The organism is Aurantimicrobium photophilum (genome assembly GCF_003194085.1).
Lineage (GTDB): Bacteria > Actinomycetota > Actinomycetes > Actinomycetales > Microbacteriaceae > Aurantimicrobium > Aurantimicrobium photophilum.
Map to the genome: position 1 here is coordinate 1,454,008 of NZ_CP023994.1, position 20,251 is coordinate 1,474,258.

At 53.4% G+C, this 20,251-nt stretch carries 24 protein-coding genes; 11 read left to right on the forward strand and 13 right to left on the reverse strand.

What is annotated here, in order from left to right; genetic code table 11:
• Nucleotides 1-31: 31 nt before the first annotated feature.
• Entirely contained in the window at nucleotides 32-1,237 is a 1,206-nt protein-coding gene (locus AURMO_RS07275) for a pyridoxal phosphate-dependent aminotransferase (protein WP_110234494.1), read from the forward strand.
• A gap of 9 nt (nucleotides 1,238-1,246) precedes the next feature.
• On the opposite strand, the gene AURMO_RS07280 is transcribed toward AURMO_RS07275, so the two are convergent.
• The 4 genes from AURMO_RS07280 to AURMO_RS07295 are packed head-to-tail and all read right to left on the reverse strand — an operon-like array spanning nucleotide 1,247 to nucleotide 3,593.
• Entirely contained in the window at nucleotides 1,247-1,600 is a 354-nt protein-coding gene (locus AURMO_RS07280) for an iron chaperone (RefSeq protein ID WP_110234497.1), read from the reverse strand.
• Between the two features lie 2 nt (nucleotides 1,601-1,602).
• Nucleotides 1,603-2,718, reverse strand: a complete 1,116-nt coding sequence (locus tag AURMO_RS07285) for a UDP-N-acetylmuramate dehydrogenase (RefSeq protein WP_110234499.1) — start codon at nucleotides 2,716-2,718, stop codon at nucleotides 1,603-1,605.
• A gap of 3 nt (nucleotides 2,719-2,721) precedes the next feature.
• A complete protein-coding gene (locus tag AURMO_RS07290; RefSeq protein WP_110234501.1) occupies nucleotides 2,722-3,141 on the reverse strand; it encodes a MaoC family dehydratase in 420 nt (139 codons plus the stop codon).
• A gap of 2 nt (nucleotides 3,142-3,143) precedes the next feature.
• A complete protein-coding gene (locus AURMO_RS07295) occupies nucleotides 3,144-3,593 on the reverse strand; it encodes a MaoC family dehydratase N-terminal domain-containing protein (RefSeq protein ID WP_110234503.1) in 450 nt (149 codons plus the stop codon).
• A 510-nt stretch (nucleotides 3,594-4,103) separates the two neighbouring features.
• On the opposite strand from AURMO_RS07295, the gene AURMO_RS07305 reads away from it, so the two are divergent.
• From AURMO_RS07305 to AURMO_RS07350, 9 genes are all read left to right on the forward strand, one after another.
• A complete protein-coding gene (locus tag AURMO_RS07305; RefSeq protein WP_110234917.1) occupies nucleotides 4,104-5,486 on the forward strand; it encodes a pyridoxal phosphate-dependent decarboxylase family protein in 1,383 nt (460 codons plus the stop codon).
• 40 nt (nucleotides 5,487-5,526) lie between these two features.
• Nucleotides 5,527-6,534: an agmatine deiminase family protein gene (locus AURMO_RS07310; RefSeq protein ID WP_110234505.1), complete on the forward strand. Its 1,008-nt coding sequence runs from the start codon at nucleotides 5,527-5,529 to the stop codon at nucleotides 6,532-6,534.
• 208 nt (nucleotides 6,535-6,742) lie between these two features.
• The gene (locus AURMO_RS07315; protein ID WP_110234507.1) at nucleotides 6,743-7,168 is read left to right on the forward strand and encodes a hypothetical protein; all 426 of its coding nucleotides are present in this window, start codon (nucleotides 6,743-6,745) and stop codon (nucleotides 7,166-7,168) included.
• Nucleotides 7,165-7,779, forward strand: coding sequence for a TIR domain-containing protein (locus tag AURMO_RS07320; protein WP_110234509.1), 615 nt, complete (start codon nucleotides 7,165-7,167; stop codon nucleotides 7,777-7,779). The genes AURMO_RS07315 and AURMO_RS07320 overlap by 4 nt, the downstream gene beginning before the upstream one ends.
• 261 nt (nucleotides 7,780-8,040) lie before the next feature.
• Nucleotides 8,041-8,358, forward strand: a complete 318-nt coding sequence (locus AURMO_RS07325; protein WP_110234511.1) for a lactococcin 972 family bacteriocin — start codon at nucleotides 8,041-8,043, stop codon at nucleotides 8,356-8,358.
• 186 nt (nucleotides 8,359-8,544) lie between these two features.
• The gene (locus AURMO_RS07335; protein WP_110234517.1) at nucleotides 8,545-9,045 is read left to right on the forward strand and encodes a hypothetical protein; all 501 of its coding nucleotides are present in this window, start codon (nucleotides 8,545-8,547) and stop codon (nucleotides 9,043-9,045) included.
• Entirely contained in the window at nucleotides 9,038-10,087 is a 1,050-nt protein-coding gene (locus tag AURMO_RS07340; protein WP_162532703.1) for a hypothetical protein, read from the forward strand. Before AURMO_RS07335 ends, AURMO_RS07340 begins: the two co-directional genes overlap by 8 nt.
• Nucleotides 10,078-10,710 (forward strand): ATP-binding cassette domain-containing protein, encoded by a 633-nt coding sequence (locus AURMO_RS07345; protein WP_110234522.1) that lies wholly within the window; start codon nucleotides 10,078-10,080, stop codon nucleotides 10,708-10,710. Before AURMO_RS07340 ends, AURMO_RS07345 begins: the two co-directional genes overlap by 10 nt.
• Nucleotides 10,707-11,804 carry a hypothetical protein gene (locus tag AURMO_RS07350; protein WP_162532704.1) on the forward strand — a complete coding sequence of 366 codons (1,098 nt, stop codon included), beginning with the start codon at nucleotides 10,707-10,709 and terminating at the stop codon, nucleotides 11,802-11,804. Before AURMO_RS07345 ends, AURMO_RS07350 begins: the two co-directional genes overlap by 4 nt.
• A gap of 229 nt (nucleotides 11,805-12,033) precedes the next feature.
• On the opposite strand, the gene AURMO_RS07355 is transcribed toward AURMO_RS07350, so the two are convergent.
• From AURMO_RS07355 to AURMO_RS07390, 8 genes are all read right to left on the reverse strand, one after another.
• A complete protein-coding gene (locus AURMO_RS07355) occupies nucleotides 12,034-12,681 on the reverse strand; it encodes a DUF3800 domain-containing protein (protein ID WP_110234526.1) in 648 nt (215 codons plus the stop codon).
• Nucleotides 12,682-12,743: 62 nt separating this feature from the next.
• Nucleotides 12,744-13,067 (reverse strand): 2Fe-2S iron-sulfur cluster-binding protein, encoded by a 324-nt coding sequence (locus AURMO_RS07360; RefSeq protein WP_110234528.1) that lies wholly within the window; start codon nucleotides 13,065-13,067, stop codon nucleotides 12,744-12,746.
• Between the two features lie 5 nt (nucleotides 13,068-13,072).
• On the reverse strand, nucleotides 13,073-14,131 hold the full coding sequence (locus AURMO_RS07365; protein WP_110234530.1) for an NAD(P)-dependent alcohol dehydrogenase: 1,059 nt from the start codon (nucleotides 14,129-14,131) through the stop codon (nucleotides 13,073-13,075).
• Nucleotides 14,132-14,170: 39 nt separating this feature from the next.
• Nucleotides 14,171-15,385, reverse strand: coding sequence for an NAD(P)/FAD-dependent oxidoreductase (locus AURMO_RS07370; protein ID WP_110234532.1), 1,215 nt, complete (start codon nucleotides 15,383-15,385; stop codon nucleotides 14,171-14,173).
• Between the two features lie 9 nt (nucleotides 15,386-15,394).
• Nucleotides 15,395-15,586, reverse strand: coding sequence for a ferredoxin (locus tag AURMO_RS07375; protein ID WP_110234534.1), 192 nt, complete (start codon nucleotides 15,584-15,586; stop codon nucleotides 15,395-15,397).
• Entirely contained in the window at nucleotides 15,586-16,464 is an 879-nt protein-coding gene (locus tag AURMO_RS07380) for a fumarylacetoacetate hydrolase family protein (protein ID WP_110234536.1), read from the reverse strand. Before AURMO_RS07380 ends, AURMO_RS07375 begins: the two co-directional genes overlap by 1 nt.
• On the reverse strand, nucleotides 16,457-17,365 hold the full coding sequence (locus tag AURMO_RS07385; RefSeq protein ID WP_110234538.1) for a DODA-type extradiol aromatic ring-opening family dioxygenase: 909 nt from the start codon (nucleotides 17,363-17,365) through the stop codon (nucleotides 16,457-16,459). Before AURMO_RS07385 ends, AURMO_RS07380 begins: the two co-directional genes overlap by 8 nt.
• A gap of 2 nt (nucleotides 17,366-17,367) precedes the next feature.
• Nucleotides 17,368-18,831: an aldehyde dehydrogenase gene (locus tag AURMO_RS07390; protein ID WP_110234540.1), complete on the reverse strand. Its 1,464-nt coding sequence runs from the start codon at nucleotides 18,829-18,831 to the stop codon at nucleotides 17,368-17,370.
• A gap of 113 nt (nucleotides 18,832-18,944) precedes the next feature.
• Here AURMO_RS07390 and AURMO_RS07395 point away from each other — a divergent pair, with 113 nt between their 5' ends.
• Nucleotides 18,945-19,643: a gamma-glutamyl-gamma-aminobutyrate hydrolase family protein gene (locus AURMO_RS07395; protein WP_110234543.1), complete on the forward strand. Its 699-nt coding sequence runs from the start codon at nucleotides 18,945-18,947 to the stop codon at nucleotides 19,641-19,643.
• On the opposite strand, the gene AURMO_RS07400 is transcribed toward AURMO_RS07395, so the two are convergent.
• Nucleotides 19,644-20,147 (reverse strand): MarR family winged helix-turn-helix transcriptional regulator, encoded by a 504-nt coding sequence (locus tag AURMO_RS07400; protein ID WP_110234546.1) that lies wholly within the window; start codon nucleotides 20,145-20,147, stop codon nucleotides 19,644-19,646. It abuts the gene before it with no gap.
• Between the last annotated feature and the right edge of the window lie 104 nt (nucleotides 20,148-20,251).

The following is a 20,251-nucleotide window of genomic DNA, read 5'->3' on the forward strand; positions in this document are numbered from 1 at the left end:
AAGTTGAGCTCCTCGCTCTATAGTGGTAACCGTGCCTGAATTGAAGCGAATTTCTTCTCGTATTTCCGCCATTGCCGAGTCGGCAACCCTCAAGGTTGATGCCAAAGCAAAAGCACTGCAAGCTGCCGGTCGTCCGGTCATCAGCTATGCAGCTGGTGAACCTGACTTCCCCACCCCTGCGCACATTGTTGAGGCAGCGCTGGAGGCGGTCAAGGATCCCAAGAATCACCGCTACACCCCCGCAGCTGGTTTGCCCGAGCTGCGCCAGGCTATTGCGGACAAGACCAAGCGCGACAGTGGCTGGGCAGTAGATGCCAGCCAGGTTGTGGTCACCAACGGTGGCAAGCAGGCTGTCTACCAAGCTTTCGCCACCCTGGTTGACCCAGGTGACGAGGTCCTCGTCCCCACCCCCTACTGGACCACCTACCCTGAAGCCATTAAGTTGGCTGGCGGTGTCCAGGTTGATGTCTTTGCTGGTGCTGACCAGGAATACAAGGTCACTGTCGAGCAGCTGGAAGCTGCTCGCACCGACAAGACCAAGCTCTTGCTGTTCGTCTCTCCCTCGAACCCCACCGGTGCTGTCTACTCTCCCGAGGAGACCAAAGCCATTGGCGAATGGGCCGAGAAGCACGGTCTGTGGATCATCGCCGATGAGATCTACCAGAACCTCACCTATGACGGCGTGAAAGCAGTCTCGATCGTAGATGCTGTTCCTGCCCTGCAGGACCGCACCATCCTGGTCAACGGTGTGGCCAAGACCTATGCCATGACCGGGTGGCGTCTGGGTTGGATGGTCGGCCCTGCCGATGCCATCAAGGCCGCTGCCAACCTCCAGTCTCACTTGACTTCGAACGTGTCCAACATTTCTCAGCGTGCTGCTCTGGCTGCACTGACCGGTCCTCAGGAACCTGTTGAAGAAATGCGTCTAGCCTTTGACCGTCGTCGCAAGCTCATTGTGGAAGAACTCCGCAAGATCCCCGGCTTCGACGTTCCCATGCCGGAAGGTGCGTTCTACGCATACTGCGACGTGACCGCACTGCTGAACAAAGAATGGGATGGCGTCACACCCACCAACACTCTGGAGCTCGCAGACCTCATCCTGGACAAGGCAGAAGTTGCCGCTGTTCCCGGTGAAGCGTTCGGCCCCAGTGGTTACCTGCGCTTTAGCTACGCACTCGGCGATGGCCCTCTGCTCGAGGGCATTCAGCGCCTGCAGAAGCTCTTCGGCACCAAGTAGGAACGCTACCTACAGACCGAGTTCGGCCATTCTGGCCTGAATAAGGTCTGTAATTAGTGCGCCGTCAACGTCCCAATCCACCGGGACTTTGAATAAGCCCTTCGTGGTTTCGTAAGCGGATAACCGGTCAGCAAAGGTAGACATGGCCGCTTCGCTCCAGGGCGCGAGCGAGAGATGGTTCTTCGCCGCGGACATACCAAAGACGTACTTTCCCGCAATCTGAATCTGTGGAGTGTTCCACGCCAGCTTGACGGAGGAATCAGGAAAGTTCGTCGCGATGACGTCCAGCACTCGACGCAGGGTTGCGGCCTTGGTGTCATCCAGGCTGGCGAAATACTCGTCGAGATTCTCAAACTTCGCCATAGCTAGATCTCCACACCAATCAGGTTCGGTTCTGGATACAAAATAATGCCGAAGTGCGACTGCACCATCGCCTGAACATAAGTGGCCAGTCCAACTACTTCAGCAGCGGTGGCTCCACCGCGGTTCGTAATGGCCAGTGTGTGCTTAGTAGAGATGCCTGCCTTGGAGCCGGGGATGGAATACCCCTTCTTCACCCCAGCGTTCTCAATGAGCCAGGCAGCAGAGAGCTTGACCAGGTTGGGGCCGGCATCCACCGAGGCAAGCGGTGGAACGTCTGCACCCAGAGGCAGCACACGATCTTGTTGTGTCTTCTGCACGGGAAAACGGGGGGCATCTGCCGGCAAGTTCCGGGCAAAGTTTTCGGTCACGATGGGGTTCATAAAGAAAGAACCGGCACTGGTGGTGTCTGGATCAGCTGGATCCAGCACCATGCCTTTGCTGGCACGCAGCTTCAGCACGGTCTCGCGGACCTCGGCGAGCGCGACCTGCGCTCCAAGCTCAACACCGAGAGCCGAGGCAAGCTGAGGGAAGGCAATGGGGGCAGAGAGATTCTCGCCATAGGAGGCCAAGCTCAGCTCCACCGTGAGGACAACACCTTCTTTGCCCTGCTTGAACACCGAGTCGCGGTATCCCAGAGCTAAGTCAGCTGCGGGGATCCAGGAGATCTCCTGGGTGTAGCGGTCAAGGAATTCAACGGCGGTGAGTACGGAAGAGAGCTCTTGGCCGTAGGCGCCAATGTTTTGAATCGGTGCCGCCCCGGTTGAGCCGGGGATTCCAGAGAGTGCCTCAATACCCGCAAGTCCCTCGGAAATACTCCAGGCAACCAGGTTGTCCCAGTTCTCCCCCGCGGCAACGCGAATTGTGCTGTGGTTCGGGGAACGAGAGATGTCCTGCTGACGTTCAATGCCGGTGGTGGCCACGTGAATGACGGTGCCATCAAATCCCTCGTCCGCAACGATGGTGTTGGAGCCGCCACCCAAGATCAGCCAGGGTTCATTCGAATCCCACGTGTCCACGGCAGCTTCGATGAGCTGTTCCCGGGTGGTGACTGTGATGAGTTCGCGCGCCGGACCGCCCACCTGGATGGTGGTCAGTGTCGACAGCGGAACAGAGGTCATCTTCTAGGCGAGGTTTACGCGAACTTGGGCTTTACCCAGAACAGTCTCGTCGTTGTATTTGACGGTGAGGTCAATGCGGGCAACCTGAGTTTCTTCTTCCAGGGCACCCACGGTTGCGGTCACGGTGACATCAGCACCGGTTGCACCATCAACCAACACTGGACGGGTAAAGCGCACCTGGTAGTCCACGATGCGAGCAGGGTCGCCCACCCAGTTCGAGACCGGCTGCACAGCCAGACCCATGGTCAGCATGCCGTGAGCAAGAACTCCGGGAAGACCAACGGAGATCGCAACATCATCGCGGTAGTGAATGGGGTTGAAGTCACCGGATGCCCCGGCATAACGCACCAGGTTGTCACGGGTGAGGTGGAAAGACTCTTCGGCGACAACGTCGCCCTTGGTCAGGGAGCTGTAGTCAACCATGATTAGTCCTCATCTCCTCGAACGACCAGCGTGGAGATCGCGGTTACGACGTGCTTGCCCTCGGCATCGACAATGTCGGTGTCTGCAGTGACCATGTTGTGGCCACCGAGGCTCTTCACACTGGAGACAGTAAGGGTTGCGGTGAGTTCATCACCAGCAACGATGGCACGGGTGTAAGTGAAGCGCTGTTCACCGTGGACAACGCGAGAGAAGTCGATACCGGCATCTGGCTCTGCTAGCAGCTGGGCCAGGGTTGCCTCCTGCACGACCACAGGGAAGGTAGGTGGCGCAACCAGGTCTGCGTGGCCAGCAGCCTTGGCTGCCTCCACATCAAAGTTGATGGGATTGGTAGAAAGAACGGCGCGAGAAAACTCGCGAATCTTCTCGCGTCCAACAAGATACGGGGCGGTCGGAGGGAAGACACGACCTTGAAGTTCAGGATTTACAGCCACGGCACAATTCTAGGCGTGGCTGAGCATGTTGAGCTTAAACAAAGAACCCCAGACCATCTTTGGTCTGAGGTTCTTGTGCAGCAGTGCTGCGAAGTTACTTTTTTACTGGCAGCTGTCGCACTGGAGCAGATCCATAGGATCTACGGGTACTGCGTAGCCACCAACGGTGTCGTTTGATTCGAATTCCATTTTTGCCTCCATAAAACTTGTCGAATCCCTTGCGGGATTCTGCCGCACCCCTGCGGTGAGTTATCACTATATAACGTGAATCACACCTGTGTCATTCCACTACATGTAGTGTTTGTGAGTTTTTTCATAACATTCTGTGAGTTCGCCTAGAGAACCGCATATTTACGCCATTTCCGCCTGAGAAAAAACTTAATTCAATCCGGGGTTTCGGCGTGTCGAGCATCCCCGATAGTGTGGTCTGAGCCTGCTGAAGGGCCCCAGTCGCACGACAGTCGTCGTGGCGGGCATTCAGCGGATGAACACAGAGTGGATGTCAGCGACATGACAACGCCCAACGGCAATCACATGCACACCGTCGATCTCGAAACAATGAAGCTTCGCGAGCAAGTATTTGAATACGCTCGCCGTCGCATGAACTACGACCCGCCACCGCTGGATGGGCCTAAGACCATTTCAGAACTGCGTGCAGCAGTTCCTGCCACCGTGACCGAAGAGGGCATGGGCGGCATTGAAGCGCTGAGCTTGTTTGAGAACGTGTTGGCAGAAGCCACCATCTCGAACGACCACCCCAACTACCTCTCCTTCATTCCGTGTGCACCGACAGAGGCAGCAACCCTGTTTGACCTCATCGTCTCTGCCTCCACCATCTATGGCGGATCGTGGATGGAGGGTGCTGGTGCGGTCTATGCCGAGAACCAGGTACTCGAATGGCTCGCCACAGAAGCCGGCATGCCTGAAGGCGCCGGTGGCGTCTTCGTTCAGGGTGGAACCCTGGGTAACCTTTCTGCTCTGGTTGCAGCTCGTCACACCGCCAAGGAAGCCCTCCTGGCCACTGGAAAATCTCTCCCTGCTCGCTGGCGCTTCGCCTGTAGTTCGGAAGCCCACTCGTCACTCAAGGCCGCTGCGAGGGTCATGGACGTGGACATCGTCCCTGTCCCCGTCAATGCTGAAGGTCGCTTGACCGGTGAAGCCCTCGAGAAGACACTCGAAGGCGACTGGGATGGCATCTTTGCCGTCGTCGCCACCGGTGGAACCACCAACTTCGGCATCGTGGACGAACTCGAAGCAGTGGGTAAAGTCACCAAGGCACACAACGTGTGGTTCCACGTAGACGGTGCCTACGGCATCGCTGCGATGCTGGCACCGACCACCAAGCACCTCTTTGCCGGGGTGGCTCTGGCGGACTCGTTTATTGTCGATCCCCACAAGTGGCTCTTTGCTCCCTTCGATGCGTGTGCACTGGTTTACCGAGACCCTGAATTGGGACGTGTGACCCACACGCAGCACGCTGAGTACCTGGATGCACTCGAGAACCCTGAAGAGTGGAACCCCAGCGACTACGCCTATAACCTCACGCGTCGTCCTCGTGGATTACCGCTGTGGTTCTCTCTGGCCACCTATGGTGTTGCGGCCTACCGCGAAGCCATTGAGCAGAACATTCAGTTGGCTTACAAGATTGCTAATGAGATTCGTCGCCGTCCAGATCTGGACCTGGTGCGTGATCCACAACTCTCCGTCGTGGTGTTCACCAAGAAGGGCTGGAAGCTCGAGGACTACACCCGGTGGTCCAACAAACTCCTCGCAGACGGCATCGGTTTTGTTGTTCCCAGCTCACACAAGGGCGAGCCCAACACTCGCTTCGCAATTGTGAACCCGAGAACTTCTTACGAATCTTTGGTCGAAATCCTCGACACGATGGTCTAACTAGGAATACGGTCTAATCGTGACACCTCGTGAATTTCACATGCCTGCAGAGTGGGCAGAACATGAGCGCACCTGGATGGCGTGGCCCTCTTCCGGTTACACCCTCGGTGAGACTGAAGAACTAGCCGATGAAGCACGCAAGTGCTGGTCCGACGTGGCCAACACCATCGTGCGATTTGAGCCGGTCACCATCTTGGTTGACCCCAGTGCCGTCGACGAAGCGAAGAAGTGGCTCGACCCGAAAGTGGAGGTTCTGGTCGCCGAACTCGATGACGCCTGGATGCGCGATATTGGGCCGACCTTTGTCCGCGATGACAAGGGCAACCTGGCCGGCGTGAACTGGATCTTCAATGGCTGGGGCGGACAATCCTGGGCCAGCTGGGAGCACGACTCTCAGGCAGCCACCACCATTCTGGACTCCATCGGTGTTCCCCGCATTGACTCTCCTCTGACCAATGAGGGTGGTGGCATCCATGTCAATGGTTCTCGCACCGTCATGATTACCGAGACCGTGCAGCTTGATCCAGGTCGCAACCCGGACTGGACCAAGGCACAGGTTGAGGAAGAGCTGCGGCGCACCCTCGGCATCGATGACGTGATCTGGATGCCTCGTGGTCTCACCCGCGACTATGACGAATTCGGCACCCGTGGTCACATCGACATCGTTGCCTGCTTTGCCAATGAAGACACCGTGCTCTTCCACGATCAGAAGAACCAGGACCACCCGGACTACTGGATTAGCCAAGAAGTGCGTCGTGTGCTCAAGGGTGCTCGGGATGCCGAAGGCAACAAGCTCAACGTCATCTCTGTGCCAGCACCAGAAACTCTGCAGGACGATGAAGGCTGGGTCGACTACAGCTACATCAACCACTACGTCTGCAATGGTGCTGTGATTTTGTGTGCATTCGACGACGAGGGCGACAAGAAGGCTCAGAAGGTTCTTGCTAAGGCCTATCCCGGTCGTGAGATTGTGCTCGTGGACGCTCGTCCACTCTTTGCCCGCGGCGGCGGCATTCACTGCATTACGCAGCAGCAGCCCAAGGCGTAATTACTTCTCTTCTGCCTGACCTCTGAGCACATCTACTTGGTGCTCAAGGAGTTTGGCCATCTTGTCCATGGCCTGGTACTCCTCGGAGGAGGAATCAGGCCGACCCGTTTGTGAATATGAAGCGACGGGACGTCAATCTACATCAACACCAATGGCGTTTGTCCTTTGTCAAAACTAGACTTCCAACAAAGAGGAAGTGAGGTTCTAAATGCGATTAGACATTGATGGCCTTGGGGTGCAAACACATCTGACAATTTTGCAGAGCATAATTGGGCGGCTCTCCACTTTGGGTGGCGGGATAAAAATGCTAGCGGCAACTGTTGTGGGTATAGTTGCCGTGCTCGGAGACAGAGATTTGCGCAGCGCTTCTGCTCTTGGTGGCTTCGTGTTGGTTTTGTGGGGACTGGACGGATATTACTTAGCAAAAGAACGCTGGTTTCGTCGGGTGTATAGCCGATTTGTAAATGACTTACAGTCAAACAAAGTCCTCGCCCAAGATTTGTTTACGGTCGAAAAACCAGCTTTGAAGTCTGCCGAATTGGTGAAAGCGGCTTTTTCGCCTTCGATTTGGGTTTTCTATGTTGCCATCTTCATTCTTTCTTTTGTTACCGTCGTTACGCGGGACTGCCAATGACAAATATTCAAGGAAACGAATTCATCAATATGCGAAAAAGCGTTCAGCAGATTGCAGATGAAGGCCGAGACTCCCCGGGTCGTGTTCGCCGCAAGGTCTTTATTTCCTATCATGTGGCAGATGAAGAACAAGTCAGAACCTTTGTTTCGGAATACAAGGATTTTTTTCACTTTCGCTGCGTTGGAGTAACTGAAAAACACGACTTCGTGGACAGCAGCTCAGATGAATACATTAAGCGTCGCATCCGGGAGGATTACCTTCGCGATTCAACAGTGACAATCCTGATGGTGGGAAAGTGCACATGGAGTCGCCACTTTGTTGACTGGGAAATCTCTGCAACCTTGCGTAACGACTCGAGTAATAAACGGTCAGGTTTAGTCGGAATCGCCTTGCCAGAACTGAACGGTAAATGGAAATTGCCAGATCGTGCCCGCGCGAACTGGGAAAAAAATGATCCAGGCAAGTCTTACATGGTAGCAATCAACTACCCAAAGACAGTTAAAGTTCTTTTTGATGCTGTCGAAGCTGCCTATGATAAGCGGGATTCGGGCACTGTTCCAGTCGACAACTCTTTGCCATTGCCGAAATTCAATAAGCCCTGCAACGGATAATTCTGTCCTATTTTTTGAGAAGTTGGACCTCCTGCAACCATCTCCTTCCTGAAAGACAATTAGGGTTTGGAGCGCCTATAAACGCAAAGCATCTGGGTACATGAAAAGTTTCGATAAGGATTCTTAAACTCCTCTTGCGTTCTGCAAGAGGATAAGAGTTATCACAAAACTCATTTTTTCCATGTTCTGTTGACACGCTGTTCACTTCGTGTAAAAATTTCAAAAATGCTTTCAGCATAAAAAAACATTTCGGGGGAAATAATGAACAAGTTCATCAAAGTAACTGGGGCAATTGCACTTTCGATGGGGCTCACGTTTGGAGCTGGGCAGGCTGCACAGGCAATAACTGCCTACCCTGCCGGTGGTACCTGGCAATACGGAATCAACCAGCCATCAAGTACCTATTACGTTTACTCAAACTACCACCACCCTTCTGCTCTTCACCGCTCCACCGCGTGCAATATAAGTTCGTGTTCAAGGTCTGCTGACCGTGGTGCTGGAATTTGGTCCTACGCAAGCATCGTGGCTTCTGGCGCTTTCTTCGGCACTAACAACACCGCCTACTACTACAAATATTAAATAGGGTAAAAAGCGACGTTTACGAGTCCGACAAAAATGCCTAAATCCAAGCCGAAGGCGGGCTTAACCGAAATTGGGGTTAAGTATCTCTTCTTATTCGGCTCAATGTCGTTGTTTCTATTCCTTACGGCATGCTCGAGTTCTGTCGATGTTTCTAGACAGTCTGTAACCAACTTGGAATCTGGCATGCCTAGTTTCTCTGGTCCGTGGGCGGAGGAATTCCGTACTCGATATTCTTTAGCGCCGACACCTGAGATTCAATCATTTCTAGCCGACGAACAAATTAGTGAAATAGAAATGCAGGCGGTTACTGAAAAATTCAGAAATTGCATGCAAGGAAATCAACTTACATTCACTAGTTTTGATGTTGGCGGAGGGTTCGATTTCGGTTTCCCAGAAACTATGGGCGCAAGCACAGCAAACGAAATTGCTGATAGGTGCTCTTCAACTTCTGGTGTGAATGCCATAATTCATCTTTATTATCAGTTGCGATCAAGTCCAACTAATAAAGATCGAAGTGAAGAAATAGTGTCTTGCATTATTCGAGCAGGGATCGTTCCTTCGAATTTCAGTGTGAAAGATTACCGCACGTATCCCATTACAGAGCTGGCACTCGTAGATGAAGCCACTGCTGTAACCGCAGTTCAATTTTGCGAAGCAGATCCGAGCGGAACATTCGTTGGCTAAGAAACCGCAAGTCAATTACACAATTTACGCAATGGCCGGAATAACAGTTGCGATCCTTGGCGCCGTTATTGGCGCTCTGCTGTTTCCTGTCAATGCGCCCCTGTCACTACGAACGCCTACTCCTGAGCAAACTTACACATCCGAAATAGTAACTTTTGATGACCCACAAACTGTCCAGGTGTCTCTGAAAATCGGGGCAGATGTCCCATTGAGTTCATTACTCGGGGGGAGGCTCACTCGAAGTGACTGCATAGAAGGTGCAGCAATTTCCTCTGGAAGTTCACCCCTGTCGATTGATGGACAAGCCTTACTTGCTCTCAATACTTCTATGCCACTGTGGCGCAATCTTGTATTCGGCGACACTGGTCCAGATGTCATTGCTCTAAGACAGAGCCTTATCGCTTTAGGAATAGAGATTCCTAGTGAAGGCTCAGTCGATTCCAAGCTCATTGCATCGGTTTCAGCTTTACTCTCAGGATTTGAATCATCACGAACGCGTTTGACTGAAATTCCTTTTGAACGAATTGTATGGATTCCAGAACAAAATGTTTTGTTGAACAAATGTTTGCTTCATGTTGGAGAAATCATTGAGCCCGGATCAAATTTTGCTTCGATTCAAGGACAACTCTTGGCGGTCCACATAGTGGATTACCCGATCACTCCACTTTTGGGACTTCGATTTCTTGAAGTAATGGGCGTGCAGGTTGAATTAGATGAAAACAGTTCCTCTGTTAACGATGCCGCTCTTGAAGCAATCAGGAATTCACCGGAATACAAATCTGCCATCAGCGCGACAGATAAATTTGAAGCTGTCAGACCTGGCATCATCCGCTTGATTACTCCTCAGAAATTAACTGCGGTATCACCGGTCACTCTTTTTGGTATCGAGGAAAAAACAGCGTGCGTGAAATCAAATGCCTCAATTTATAAGGTCACCATCGTTGGATCGAAATTTGGGCAAACTTTCATCAATCCAGTTTCGGACAAAGAAGCTATTCCTAGAGTGCTCACTGTGCCCACCGGACAAGAATCATGCAAGTAATTGAGGGTGCGGTCAAATTGTCTGGATTGGGCCACCGGTTCACTGCAACGTCACATTGGCTCTATAGAAACATTGATCTATCAATAGCTTCGGGAGAAAGCTGTGCGATAACAGGTCCAAGCGGTAGTGGAAAAAGCACACTCCTGACAACGATTGCTGGCTGGGTTACTCCGACCGAGGGCCATATCGAAAAAAGTATTAGTGGCACCACACAATGGGTTTTTCAAAACCCCTTCGGGGTCCCCAAGCGATCGGCGATCGATCAGGTTGGCTTTCCCCTGATCGCACGAGGCGAGAGCCCTGAAGCTGCTGATTTAGTGTCCATTGAGCTCTGTGAGCTAGTGGGATTATCCGAGCTACGTGATGGTCGACCTTTCCATGCTTTATCCGGGGGTGAGGCTCAAAGACTCATGTTGGCTCGGGCGTTAGCTACAAATCCAGCAATGTTGCTCGTCGACGAACCCACTGCTCAGTTGGATCGCGCAAGTGCCAGATCAGTCAACAGCGCAATTTCCGCAATCAGTAAAACCGGAACAGTCGTCATTGTTGCTTCACATGATCCTGAAACTATTGCGGCGTGTAACCAGTTTCTTGATTTGGGCAAAAGGTCTCATCCAAAATGAAAAGACCCCTGCTTTCTATCGGGATAAGTCGTGAAATTAAAAGAAATCTTCTCTCTGGAACTTCCAAAACCGGCTTAATCTTCTCCTTGTTTACCTGCTTATTATCCGTCCTCGTAGTCCACGAAGTGCTAGTAATCGACAGCGTTCAAGTAGGAGCAGTTAATTATCAAGAATCTGGCGCAAATATCCGCTACGTCTCTGCTGAAGGAAGAATAGACGGAGCTGGCTGTGAATCTCTTTCACGTAATCTCGGTATCTCAAGCGCGGCAATACGAAAAATTGATTCGGGTCTTCGACCTACCGTCATGAGTTCAATTCCGATTGAAGAATATGTCGCAAGTACGGGAATTTTGGCGATACTCGATACCGCCCAATTCAAACCTCAAAACACAGCAAATGCTGGTGTATTGATGGGGAAGCCCGCATACGAATATCTCTTAGGTAACGGCAACAAGCTTTCGACAAGTCAGGGTGAGCTTAATATTTCAGGCGTGTATGAATATCCAGATGATGGAAGAAGAGGTGGATTCGGGTATGCAATCATTTCGCCCGAACTCGTCGACACGAAGCCCTACGACGAATGTTGGCTCATCTCTTGGCCAGAATCAATTGAGGCAAATTCACTTCTCAATACTGTTGTTATCCCAGACAGTGGGGCAGAAGATGTCATTCCACAAATTTCTCAACTAAACACCACATTAGGAAACTCGTTTGATGGGGAGAAATTATTCACTTCCCGAACGAGCAAATTCAACTACTTATTGGCACTCACAACAGGACTTGCTTTAGGTGCCAGTTCTATATGGCTCCGGCGACTTGAGTTTTCTTCCATGTTGCATTCAGGAATGCGAAACTCTCAATTAGTAGTGATGCAGATACTGGAACAATCTATTTGGGCAATTCCCGGAGCAATTGTGTCAGTCTCCATAGGATTTCTCATTTCGGGTAAATATTCCGATAACCTACACACAATTAATTTGGTAACAGCTCAAATTGTTGTTTTCGCTTTGATTGGCGTCTTTTCCGGAGTGATAATTACCGCACTGAATATGAAAGAACGGTATCTCCTTAACTTCCTTAAGAAGCGAGAGTGATACTTCTCACATAGCGGCAAAAGGGAGCTCTGCTTAACAAAAGATGTTCGCCCGCGGCGGCGGCATTCACTGCATTACGCAGCAGCAGCCCAAGGTTTAGTACTCCGCATTTTCGACCCACAGCTTGAAAGTGTCAGTAGGGGCTGTAATACTTGAAATACAAAGATTCGCTTCCCGAACTGCCTCCGTATGGTGTGCGTGCCATTTTCGGCTAGGGGGCGAATCGCTTTTAACGCGGAACACCAAAAACCCAAATATCAGATCGTGGGTCTCGTATTCGTGCGTTGAGGGCTCCCAGGTATTGGCCTGAATCGACCCGGTTTGAATCGTGTGAACATCGGATTGATCCAGCAACCATGTCAGCAAGTTGGATTAACTGATCTCTATGTGAGTCGACAAAACTTACCTTGCGAATTATCCCGGCATCCTTAGCTTGTGACTCTCTGCGGAAGTACGCAATTGCTGCCTTTCGGTATTCCCGGCCACCGGAGCCATCAATTCTGATTGATGCATTCTGTATTGTCCCGCCCGAGTTACTCAACACGGACTGGATTGCAAAGTTGTAAAAGGATTTATGTTCTGTTTTCAAAAAGTCAGAATCTATATCTTTTTTTGGCAACACGATGGCCCTGATAAAGAAGTTCTGTTTCGCAAGTCGAACCAGAAATTGCATTCTTATGTCTGCCCGAGTCTTTGAAAATTTAAACTCGTGAGAGGTATGCCAACCCAACTCACTGCGAATTTTTCGAATTTCGTCCGCCGCAAGCTCGGCAGAATCTGCGTCTGGAAATACACAGCAAGCGATAACTAATGAATCTGAAGAGCCTTCTCCAAGCCGAAACCCGGCATCGCCTGAATCATCAATAAACACATACACAGACGAATACTACGAAGAGCCACTGACGCTTCCAGAGGGTAACCAAAGAGATGAGCCAGCACTTAGTAGTTCTTCTCGGGCACGATAAACGTGCCGCCGTCCAGTTCTTCTGTGATGACGATCTGGCAGCTCAAACGTGAGCTCGCGTGCCTGGGCGTGACAGTGCCATCGAGCATCTCGTCTTCAAAGTCCTGCATGGGAGTGCACCGCGAAGCGGTGCTGTCGTCGACAAGCAGGTGACATGTCACGCACGCTAATGCCCCACCACACAGCCCGAACATTCCCGGGACAACGTTGCGAACACCGGCGTCCATGACGGAGTCACCGAGCTTGCCCTCAACCGTGTGCTTTTCTCCGTCGGGAGAAATGAAGTTCAGTTGAGGCATCAGTACTAGATGGTTGTGGCGTCAATCACAAAACGGAACTGCACGTCACCGGCAACAACGCGGTCATAAGCCTCGTTGATGTAGTCCGCCTTGATGACCTCGACGTCAGCAACGATGTTGTGCGTGCCACAGAAGTCGAGCATTTCCTGAGTCTCCACGGTGCCACCAATTTGCGAGCCGGCAATCGAGCGGCGACGCATCATGAGCTTAGGAAGCGAGAATGGCTGAGTCATGTCGTTGACCGCGCCCACGATGACATAAGTGCCATCCAGGGTGAGCAGATCAAGATAGGGGTTCATGTCGTGATCGCCAGGAAGCGTCGAGATGATCAGGTCAAACTTCTGACGAGCACCCTTCATGGCCTCCTTGTCAGAAGTGACGAGAACTTCATCTGCACCAAGTGAGGTGCCGAGGGCGACCTTCTCTGGGCTTGAGGTCAGAGCGACAGTGTGTGCGCCGAGTGCGTGAGAGAACTTCACAGCCATGTGTCCCAGGCCACCGATACCGACAACACCGACGGTCTTGCCAGGGCCTGCACCCCAGTGCTTGAGGGGAGAGTAGACAGTGATTCCTGCACACAGCAGTGGCGCAACACCAGCAAGGTCAAGGCCTTCAGGGATGCGGTAGACGAAGTTCTCGGTGGTCACGATTTCTTGGGCATATCCACCCTGAGTGACTTGACCAGGAAGCTGTGGTTCTGCTTCACCATAGGTCAGGCGTGGACCAACGGGACCGGTGCAGTAGTTTTCATCCTTGTTGACACAGTTGTCGCATTCACCACAGCTGTCCACGATGACGCCGACGCCAACGATGTCGCCAACCTTGTACTTGGTGACGGCAGAACCAATTTCAAGAACGGTTCCCACAATTTCGTGACCAGGAACGAGGGGGTAGGGACGGTCGCCCCATTCACCGCGAACAGTGTGGATATCTGAGTGGCAAATGCCGGAGTGTGTAATCGCAATGCGGACGTCAGTGTCCTCGGGGGTGCGACGGACAATGTCCATGGGAGCCATCTTGGCGCCTTCAGCGGCAGCCCCAATTGCGCGAACGGTAGTAGTCATAGCCAAACCTTTCGTAATGTGCAGATCGTCCTGCACGAACTAAGGGCGCGTTAAGCCCACTTGGCTACGGTAGCCCATAACCTTCGATCTCATACCTACTCCGCAGACACCCACCAGGTCACCGCGCTTGTAGTAGCCATAGATGCAATCTCCGCCTGCTTCACCTTCCAGCAGTTGGATGTCGTCGGCTTGATCAATCAAGCCATACGCCAGCAAGCTCACATCAAACTGGTCACTCCAGAACGAGGGAATGGGAGCGAAGGGCTTGGCCAGCTCTTCAGCAAAAGCATCTGCATCACTGGAAAGCTGGAGTGCAACTTCCTTACCCACCTTGCGGGCCATCTCGGTGGGAATGTTCCAGTGCTCAACGCGACGTGAGTAGTCACAGAACTGAGGAATCGGGAAGCGTGCCACGTCACCGACGACGTAGACGTTCTCCCAGGGAGTTCCGTCCTTCTTGAGTACGCGCAGGTTGGTGTCTGCTCCCACACCGCCGTCGAGGTCGACGTCGTTGTCGTGGAGCAGTTCTAGGTTGGGCTCTGAACCAATGGCTTCTATGAGCACCTGGGTGTAGAGCTCCACACCCGAGTCCAGCAGCACGCTCTCCACCCGGTCACCCCCGGTGACCTTGGTGATAGTGGAACCCATAAAGAAGTTCACTCCCTGTGCTTCCTGGCGGGCCTGAATGTCCTTGGCTAACTCAAGTCCCAGCGGGCGAAGCAAAGGAACTGGTCCCTTACCAATGACCGTGACGTGAGCGCCCAGCTTCTTGGCTGTGGCAGCCACTTCACACCCAATGAAACCTGCGCCATAGACAACAACACGAGTTCCTTCAGAGATCTCCGAGCGCAAAGCAATCGCGTCATCCAGTGATCGAATGACGTGAGTCCCCTTCTTTGGCATGCCCGGCAGATCCACACGACGTGGACGAAGTCCCGTCGCAATGATCAGTGCTTCGTAGGAGTGTTCAACTCCTAAGTCGTCGGTGACGATCTGGTTTTCCAGATCAACACGGTCAACCTTGCGCCCCAAAATCCATTCCACGTCGGAGACAGCGTCTCCGAGGGGGAACGCAACAGCTTCGTGGTTCACGTCAGCTGCGAGCACCTCTTTGGACAGGGGTGGTCGGTTATAGGGTGGGTGTGTTTCCTCACCGATGGCTACAAGAGGACCGGCATAACCGCTTCGACGCAGCGACTCTGCTACGCGAAGTCCGCCCATAGAAGCGCCAATGATTAATACGGGGCGCGTCATGAGAATTCCTTAGTCGACGATAAAGATGGCCTGCATGGGGCAGACATCGATAGCAGCCTGAACGTTGTCACGCTCGCTGTCTTCAGCGGTGGCGTGGTATTCGAGCTTGTCGTCATCGTTGAGACGGAAGACATTGGGTGCCTCGAAGACGCACTGTCCGTAGTGCTGGCACTTGTCCATGTCGACGTTGATCTTGATCATTATTCTTTTTCCTCCACAGTGGATGGGTAAAGGTCTTTGGAGGGTGTGCGAATTCCACGGAATTCCCAGTCACCACCCATGGCGGTCGAAATAACTTCTTCGCTTTCGGTGGGCTGTGCACCCACGTCTGTGCGAATTGGAGTTGGTCCAACAACGATGTGGTTGGTCAAGCGACCAAGACCCTCGACCTCAACCTCGACGATGTCGCCGGGCTGAACGGGACGAGAGAATGCGGGAGTGCCAGAGAACAGCATGTCACCAGGAACCAGGGTGATGGTGCGAGCAATATCTGCAACCAGGTAGTGCATGTCCCATTCCATGTTGTCGGTGTTGTCTTCTTGCTTGACTTCACCGTTGACATAGGTGCGGATCATCTTGTTGCGGAAGTCCCAGTCAGTAACCAGACCAGGGCCGACGGGTGCCAGGGTGTCCGAACCCTTCACGCGCAGCATGGAGCCAGCGTCCGTGTCACGGAAGTCGTGCAGGCCATAGTCATTACCCACGGTGTAACCAGCGATGTAGTCACCGGCTTCTTCGGGGCTGATGTTGCGGCAGGTCTTGCCGATCACGATGACGATTTCACCCTCATAGTTCAACCACTTGCAGCCTTCGGGGCGCACAACAGCACCCTTGTGGCTGTTGATGGCCGTGATGGGCTTGTGAAAGTAGGTGGGTGCGTCTGGGAGTTTGGTCATGAACTCCTTGGTGCGGCTGTCGTAGTTCAAGTGAACAGCGATGATCTTGGTGGGCTCCGATGGTGGCAGGTGCTGCGCATCCTCAATAGCCACACGACGACCGTCAGCGGCAACAAGGAACTCTCCGTCGCGCACGGTTTGCACAGCAGCGCCGTCAAGCAGGATTCGACGATATTCAGTCACGAGAGAGAACCATGTCCTTTGGCTGGGGGAAGCCGCCTTCTGGCTTCGGGAAGTAGATGTGAACCTGGCCGGTGCCGACGGAGTTCTCGTAGTCAGAGTACATCTCGCCCTTGGAGGTGTTGGCTTCCTCGCCGATGGCCCCAGCCATGGTGAGGTAGTGGCTGAAGTTTGCCTCGGGCTTGAACTTCAAGAATTCAGGCATGGTCTCGAGAACACGCTTGTGATCTCCGGCCTTGAACCATTCGATGCGCTCTTCATCGGCAGCACGTGCTTCGGGAGAGAAGATGTGGATGGGATCGCTTGCTTCGTGCTTGCGCAGATCGCGCAGCTTGTAGAAGGTGTGCGAGAGCGCACCCGACGCCAACAGCAGAACCTTGCGGTCCGAGTCACGGATAGCTTCACCGAGTGCACGACCTGCACGCAGGAAGTCTTCGGTAGTGGCGGTCTGGCAAACCGAGACAGATACCCAGCGCTTGTCGAGGCCCTTGCCCAGGTAGTCCCACAGGTTCACGGTGGCATACATGATGGGCAGGTAGGGGTCGGAAATAGGGGTAATCCAGGTTCCGTTCTTCTCGTCATACTTGACCACAGATTCAGCAAGTTCAGGGTCGCCCTTGAACGAGTAAGGAATCTGGGACATTCCGCGAGGAAGTTCTTCTGCGGTGTACTTACCCTCACGGTGATCGTGGGAGGTGATGACGAACTCCACCGTGGTTGCCCAGTGCGAGTCGAGCACAATCACGGTGTCGTAATCGAGCTTCTCCATGACGTCTTTACGGAATTTTTCGAAACCGGGAACGAGTGAGATCTCTTTGCCGTCATTGAGCTCGAGACGAGTCTCCTTAGGCAACATGACAGTGGGTACGTGCGCAAGAATTGCAGCGCCTACTACTTCGCCCATGGTTATTCCTTCCATCCATTTGGTGAAACTACGGTGTTCTTAACATCTGCATAGAAGTCGAAGGACCAGGTGCCGCCATCGCGACCAATACCTGACTTCTTCGAGCCTCCGAAGGGTGCGCGAAGGTCGCGCACAAAGAAACAGTTGACCCAGATAGTGCCGGCAACCAGCACATCGGTGATCTTCTTGGCGTGCTCTTGGTTGCCGGAGACAACAACAGCTGCAAGTCCGAACTCGGTGCCGTTAGCACGCTCAATGACTTCTTCATCCGTCTTGAAGGTCATCATGCACAGCACGGGGCCAAAGATTTCACTGGTGACAATCTCGGAGCCTTCGGTGGGGTTCTTCACAAGCGTGGGCTTGAAGAAGAGTCCACCGAGCGCGTCGTTGGGCTCACCACCCCAGACAATCTCTTGACCTTCTGCCTTGGCACGGTCAACGAATCCCTTCACGCGGTCGAAGTGGACCTGGTGAATCTGAGGACCGATGTCAGTGTTTTCATCGCGAGGGTCACCCTGCTTGATCGCAGCAGCCTTCTCACCAAACTTCTTGGCGAATTCATCAGCGATGTTCTCGTGCACAAAGATGCGGGTTCCGGACAGGCACACCTGGCCCGCGTTGTCGTATTGCTCAACAGCAATCTCAGCTGCGAGGTCGAGGTCAGCATCTTCGAGCACGATCATGGGGCTCTTGCCACCGAGCTCGAAGGAGCAAGGAGTGAGGTTATCTGCTGCTGCGCGAGCAATCACCTTGGCGGTGGGAACCGAACCGGTGAACGAGATGCGGTTGATATCGGGGTGAGCAACCAGTGCCGACCCGATTTCCTTGCCATAACCCTGCACAACATTGAATACGCCGTCAGGAATACCAGCCTGTTTGGTCAGGTCTGCAAAGAACGATGCGCTCAGCGGTGTCCACTCAGCAGGCTTGAGCACGACAGTGTCACCTGCTGCGAGAGCAGGACCAATCTTCCAGGTGGCGAGCATGAGAGGTGCATTCCAGGGGGTAATCAGAACAGCAACACCGGAGGGGTCCCAGCTGACGTTGTTGGTGTGGCCACGGGTCTCAAACTTCTCGTGGTGCAGTTCGTTAATGGCCCAGTCAGCAAAGAAACGAATATTCATGGCCACGCGAGGCATCACACCGCGGCGGTGTGAACGAAGCAGCGAACCGTTGTCCATGGTCTCGAGCTGGGAAAGAGTCTCGTTGTTCTCTTCGATCAAGTCGGCAAGCTTGTGAAGAAGTACTCCACGACCCTGGGGACCGAGTGCAGCCCAGGCGGGGAAGGCAGCGCGCGCAGCGGCTACCGCTGCGTCTGCTTCTGCCTGACCACCGCGAGAAATCTCGCCGAGGAAGGTGCCATCGATGGGAGAGGTGTTGGTGAAGGTCTCTGCGGAGGAAACACGCTGGCCGCCAATGTAGTGGCGGGTGTCAATCTCGGCACCGGCGACGCTAATTGTGGTCATGGGTAATGTCCTCACATCTTTGTGTTGAAGTAATCATTCGTATACTAATGATTATTACTAGGATATAAAAGTCACACAAGGTAAAAGTTCTTTTTTATTGCGAAAGGTGCCTGATGGCCCGCCCGAGAATCGCCATTCTTGCCCGCTTTGCAGAGAACACTTCTGCCACGCGCTATGCCGCCGTCATCACCGCACGTCGACTTGCCGAAGCAGTCTGGGCAGCTGGTGGAGAACCTTTGACCTTCCTCCCCGTTGCGGGAAGCAATTGGGCTGAGCGCCTCGAGGGTATTGATGGCGTGCTTATGCCCGGCGGTGCTGATGTGAACCCCGGCAGCTACGGACAAGAAGTATCTTCTGACCACGTCTATGACGTGGACGATCTGGCGGACGAGGTAGATATCTCCCTGGTCAACTATGCCCTCGGCACCGGTATGCCCGTGCTCACCATTTGCCGTGGCACCCAGATCACCAACGTGGCGCGTGGCGGCACACTCGTTCAACACATGGATGAGCCTCACCAGCACTATGTTGCTCCGGTAACCATTGAGAAGTATCACTCCGAGATGGGCTTGAGTTCAGCCCAGGTCGAGGCCTCCTGCTACCACCACCAAGTCATTGACACTCTCGGCGAAGGTCTCGAAGTGATTGCTCGCTCAGCACAGGGTGATGTCGAAGCCATCAAGATTGACGCTGCCGGCTGGGCCTTCGGTGTGCAGTGGCACCCCGAGGACAACTTCGACACCAATAAGCCCCAAGCAGAACTCTTTGAGCGCTTTGTCAGCGAAGCTGCCAGCTATGGAGCTTCGCGCTAACTACTTTGCTTGCGCTTCGGTGTAGTTGGTGAGCAGACGCAACATGTCTGCGAAGCGGCCGCGATCAGCGGCAGGAATGTTGGACGAGATTTCAATTTCCTGACGATTGAACGCAGGGAACAGCTTCTCCATCAGCTTGTGACCCTTGTCGGTGAGGTTCACCAGCACCAGACGGCCATCAGCTTCACTACGTGAACGCTCTGCCAAGCCCATCTTCTCGAGAGTCTTGAGAACACCGGTCAGAGTTGCCTTTGAGATTCCGCTTTCCTCGGCAATGTCACGAGTTTCTGCAGGTTCCCAGATCCAGGTCACCCAGAGCACAACGAAAGCTGTCCAGCTCAGGCCGCTTTCTGCGAGCACGTTTCGCTCAAAGTGGTTGCGCACGGCGCTGGCTGCACGGAAGAGATTCGACATGACCGCCATGGCCTCGAAGTCGAGGGTCATGTGGCTCAGGCGACTGGTGATCTGAGACTCTGTCTCAGCCAGGGTGTGACTGCCTGCCATGATTTCTCTTTCCTGTGAGTGTCCCTCAAGTTTATGCCAGCACACGCGACATCTCATGGAAGAACTTGACTTACCTCGGGGTGATGGGGTTATCCTGAGATTAT